The following is a 5,766-nucleotide window of genomic DNA, read 5'->3' as shown; positions in this document are numbered from 1 at the left end:
TCGGCGGGAAACAGGTCTTCATATTTTCGCCCCCCTTTCTTATGAAACCAACCCTCACTATCCTGCCGCGGGTTTGCCACCGCATTCTGTTTCTGGCCGTGCTGCTGGCCGCGACAGGGGGCCTGCTGTCCCCGGCTTTCGCCCAGGCCCCCGGGCTCACCGGCCTCAGCCCCGAACGCAACCAGCTTAACGCGCCCGCCACGGTCAGCCCGGCCTTTGGCTCCGACCGCTTTATGAGCGTCGCGCCGGCCACGCCGGGCAGCGGGAAGGTCTTGAGCCCGCCGCGCGGTGGGCGGAAGCAGAGCGGGGCGCGGGGCACGACAACTTCATCAGCTACTCCGTTGAGGGGCTTTCAAGTGGTGGACCCAGGCGATGGCGGCGGCGGCGAAGCCCTCTCTCTCATCAGCCTCTCGCCCGCGAGCGGCCCGGTGGGCACGAGCGTGACGCTGACGGGCACCCGCTTCTTCGATGCCACTGGCGCGAGCTTTAACGGCACGCCGGCCATCACCTTCGCCGTGACGAATGGCACCACCGCCACGGCCACCGTGCCGGTGGGGGCCACCAGCGGCAACGTGACCATTGTTACGCCCGGCGGCACCAGCAACGGGGTGGTCTTCACGGTTACGGTGCCGGCGCCGCTGGCCATCACCAGCCGGGCGCCCGTGCGCAACCTGCGCAACGCGGCGGCCGCTGCCCCCGTGGCCGTGACCTTTAATCAACAGATGCAGAACACGGCCGCCACCCAGCAGGCGGTGCGCGTGTTCAGCCAGCAGCGGGGCGGGCGGCTGTTTGGCACCCAGGGCGGGGCGGCCAGCGTGAGCGGCAGCACCATTACCTTCAACCCGACTACTAATTTCCGGCCCGGCGAGACGCTGCTGGTGACCACCACCACCGCCGCCACGGCCACGGCCACCGGCGTGGGCACTCTGGCCCGCGGGCAGGTGCACCAGTTCACGGCGGCCACCGGCGGCCCGGGCACGGGCAACTTCGTGGCCCCGGCCATCAACGCCGACCCCGCCGTGGGCGTTATCCCGCAGAGCGTGGCGGTGGGCGACGTGGACGGCGACGGCGACCTGGACCTGCTTACGGCCAACTTCGGCACCTTCACCTCGGCTGGCACCACGGTGAGTGTGCGCCTCAATAACGGCAGCGGGGTGTTTGGCGGCGGCTCCAACCCGGCCGTGGGCAGTCGCCCGGTCAGCGTGGCGCTGGGCGACGTGGACGGCGACGGCGACCTGGACCTGGTCACGGCCAACTTCAACGCGGGCACGGTGAGTGTGCGCTTCAACAACGGCAGCGGCGGCTTCGGCGGCGGCTCCGACCCCGCCGTGGGCGCTGGCCCGTACAGCGTGGCGCTGGGCGACGTGGACGGCGACGGCGACCTGGACCTGCTCACGGCCAACTTCGGCTTCAACGCCAACTCGGTGAGTGTGCGCCTCAACAACGGCAGCGGGGTGTTTGGCGGCGGCTCCGACCCGGCCGTGGGCAATCGCCCGGTCAGCGTAGCGGTGGGCGACGTGGACGGCGACGGCGACCTGGACCTGCTCACGGCTAATAACAACACCAGCGGTACGGTGAGCGTGCGGCTCAACAACGGCACGGGCAACTTCAGCGGCGGCTCCGACCCCGCCGTGGGTACTCGCCCGGTCAGCGTGGCGCTGGGCGACGTGGACGGCGACGGCGACCTGGATATGCTCGCGGCTAACGGCAGCAGCAACACGGTAAGTGTGCGGCTCAACGACGGTAGCGGCAACTTCAGCGGCGGCTCCGACCCCGTCGTGGGCAATAGCCCGCAGAGCGTGGCGGTGGGCGACGTGGACGGCGACGGCGACCTGGACCTGCTCGCGGCCAACTTCGACGTGGGCACGGTGAGTGTGCGCCTCAACGACGGCAGCGGCAACTTCAGCGGCGGCTCCGACCCCGCCGTGGGCGCTGGCCCGTTCAGCGTGGCGGTGGGCGACGTGGACGGCGACGGCGACCTGGACCTGCTCGCGGCTAACCGGGGCGGCAACTCGGTGAGCGTACGGCTCAACCAGCTGCCCGCACCCACCCTCACCAGCCTCTCGCCCCCCAGCGGCATCGTCGGCACGAGCATCACGCTGACGGGCACCAACTTCACCGGCGCCACCGGCATCAGCTTCAACGGCACGGCGGCCGGCACCTTCAGCGTGACCAATGCCACCACCGCCACGGCCACCGTGCCGGCGGGCGCCACCAGCGGCAGCGTAACCATTACCACGCCGAACGGCACCAGCAACGGGGTGGCCTTCACGGTCACGGTGCCGCCGCTGACCATCACCAGCCGGGCGCCCGTGCGCAACCTGCGCAACGCGGCGGCCGCTGCCCCCGTGGCCGTGACCTTTGACCAGCCGATGCAGAACACGGCCGCCACCCAGCAGGCGGTGCGCGTGTTCAGCCAGCAGCGGGGCGGGCGGCTGTTTGGCACCCAGGGCGGGGCAGCCAGCGTGAGCGGCAACACCATCACCTTCACCCCAACGAATAACTTCCGGCCCGGCGAGACGCTGCTGGTGACCACCACCACCGCCGCCACGGCCACGGCCATCGGCGGCGGGGGCACTCTGGCCCGCGGGCAGGTGCACCAGTTCACGGTGGCTACCGGCGGCCCGGGCCGGGGCAACTTCGTGGCCCCGGCCACCAACCCGGAGCCCGCCGTGGGCGCTGGCCCATTCAGCGTGGCGGTGGGCGACGTGGACGGCGACGGCGACCTGGACCTGCTCACGGCTAACCTCAGCAGCAACACGGTGAGCGTACGGCTCAACGACGGCACGGGCAGCTTCACGGCCCCGGCCACCAACCCCAACCCCGCCGTGGGCCCGGTCCCGGTCAGCGTGGCGCTGGGCGACGTGGACGGCGACGGCGACCTGGACCTGCTCACGGCCAACTTCAACGACAACGGCACGGTGAGCGTGCGGCTCAACGACGGCGCGGGCAGCTTCACGGCCCCGGCCACCAATTCGGAGGTCGCCGTGGGCATTGGCCCGATTAGCGTGGCGCTGGGCGACGTGGACGGCGACGGCGACCTGGACCTGCTCACGGCCAACCAAACCCAAAACAGCAACAGTGTGAGCGTGCGGCTCAACGACGGCACGGGCAGCTTCAGCGGCGGCTCCGACCCCGCCGTGGGCGCTCAACCGCGTAGCGTGGCGGTGGGCGACGTGGACGGCGACGGCGACCTGGACCTGCTCACGGCCAACACCGGCAGCAACACGGTGAGCGTGCGGCTCAACGACGGCACGGGTAACTTCAGCGGCGGCTCCGACCCCGCCGTGGGCGCTACCCCGGTCAGCCTGGCGGTGGGCGACGTGGACGGCGACGGCGACCTGGACTTCCTCACCGCTAACACTTTAGTCAATACGGTGAGCGTGCGCCTCAACGACGGGGCCGGCAACTTCACGGCCCCGGCCACCAACCCCAACCCCGCCGTGGGCACTGGCCCGCGTAGCGTGGCGCTGGGCGACGTGGACGGTGACGGCGACCTGGACCTGCTCGTGGCCAACCAAAACAGCGCCGCCACGGTGAGTGTGCTGCTGAACGACGGCACGGGCAACTTCGTGGCCCCGGCCACCAACCCGGAGCCCGCCGTGGGCAGCCAACCGGCCAGCGTGGCGCTGGGCGACGTGGACGGCGACGGCGACCTGGACCTGCTCACGGCCAACGTCAACAGCAACACGGTGAGTGTGCGGCTCAACCAGGCATCCGCGCCGGGGCTCATTAGCCTTTCGCCCACGAGCGGCCCGGCGGGCACGAGCATCACGCTGACGGGCACGGGCTTCACCGGGGCTACGGGCGTCAGTTTCAACGGCACGGCCGCCGGCACCTTCTTGGTGACGAGCGCCACCACCGCCACGGCCGCCGTGCCGGCGGGCGCCACCAGCGGCAACGTGACCATTACCACGCCGGGCGGCACCAGCAACGGCATCTCCTTCACCGTAATACCACCGATAAGCATCACCAGCCTGTCGCCCGTGCGCAACCGGCGCAACGCGGCGGCCGCTGCCCCCGTGGCCGTGACGTTCAACCAGCCGATGCAGAACACGGCCGCCACCCGGCAGGCGGTGCGCGTGTTCAGCCAGCAGCGGGGCGGGCGGCTGTTTGGCACCCAGGGCGGGGCGGCCAGCGTGAGCGGCAACACCATCACCTTCACCCCGACGAATAGCTTCCGGCCCGGCGAGACACTGCTGGTGACCACCACCACCGCCGCCACGGCCACCAACGGCGCCACCCTGGCCCGCGGGCAGGTGCACCAGTTCACGGCGGCCACCGGCGGCCCGGGCCGGGGCAACTTCCTGGCCCCGACCGCCAACCCCGACCCCGCCGTGGGCACTAACCCGTTCAGCGTGGCGGTGGGCGACGTGGACGGCGACGGCGACCTGGACCTGCTCGTGGCCAACAACGGTGCCGGCACGGTGAGTGTGCGCCTCAACGACGGCAGCGGCAACTTCAGCGGTGGCTCCGACCCCGCCGTGGGCGCTACCCCGGTCAGTGTGGCGCTGGGCGACGTGGACGGCGACGGCGACCTGGACCTGCTCACGGCCAACGCCACCAGCAGCGGCACGGTGAGCGTACGGCTCAACGACGGCTTCGGCAACTTCACGGGCAGCAGCAACCCCGCCGTGGGCTCGTTCCCGCTTAGCGTGGCGCTGGGCGACGTGGACGGCGACGGCGACCTGGACCTGCTCACGGCCAACGCCAACGCCGCCACGGTGAGCGTGCGGCTCAACGACGGCTTCGGCAACTTCACGGGCGGTAGTAACCCCGCCGTGGGCAGCTTCCCAGAGAGCGTGACGGTGGGCGACGTGGACGGCGACGGCGACCTGGACCTGCTCACGGCCAACGCCAACGCCGCCACGGTGAGCGTGCGCCTCAACGACGGCAGCGGCAACTTCAGCGGTGGCTCCGACCCCGCCGTGGGCGCTACCCCGGTCAGTGTGGCGCTGGGCGACGTGGACGGCGACGGCGACCTGGACCTGCTCACGGCCAACGCCAACGCCGCCACGGTGAGCGTGCGGCTCAACGACGGCACGGGCAGCTTCACGGCCCCGGCCACCAACCCCAACCCCGCCGTGGGCAGCATCCCGTTTAGCGTGGCGCTGGGCGACGTGGACGGCGACGGCGACCTGGACTTCCTGACGGCCAACCGGGTCAGCAGCACGGTGAGCGTGCGGCTCAACCAGTCAGCCGCGCCGGGGCTCACGAGCCTTTCGCCCACCAGCGGCATCGTCGGCACGAGCATCACGCTCACGGGCACCAACTTCACCGGCGCCACGGGCGTGAGCTTCAACGGCACGGCGGCCGGCACCTTCTTGGTAGCGAGCGCCACCACCGCCACGGCCATCGTGCCGGTGGGCGCCACCAGCGGCCCGGTGACGATTACCACGCCCGGCGGCACCAGCAATGGGGTGGCCTTCACCGTGTGCGCGGCCCCGGTGGCCCTGGCCCAGGCCGCCACGGTGCAGCTCGATGCCAACGGCAACGTTACCATCACGGCGGCCATGGTGAATAACGGCTCCACCGCCAACTGCGGCTTCGCGACCGGCGGCGGGCTGAGCGTGTCGCCCGGCAGCTTTACCTGCGCCAACCGCGGGGCCAACCCCGTGACGCTGACCGTGACTGATGTCTTCGGCAATGTTGCGACGGCGACGGCGACCGTGACCGTGGAGGACAAGGTGGTCCCGACATTTGCCACGCAGCCCGGCACCCGCAACGTGAACACGGACGCCGGCCTGTGCGCGGCCGCGCTGGTGC

General features: G+C 71.3%; 1 protein-coding gene. It reads left to right on the top strand.

From position 1 onward, the window contains the following. Window positions 1-41: 41 nt before the first annotated feature. The coding region (locus ABD833_RS08235; protein WP_345072246.1) for a beta strand repeat-containing protein at window positions 42-5,766 on the top strand (5,725 nt) is incomplete at its 3' end.

It is taken from the genome of Hymenobacter fastidiosus (assembly GCF_039539565.1).
Lineage (GTDB): Bacteria > Bacteroidota > Bacteroidia > Cytophagales > Hymenobacteraceae > Hymenobacter > Hymenobacter fastidiosus.
This window is presented reverse-complemented; position numbering and strand designations above follow the sequence as displayed.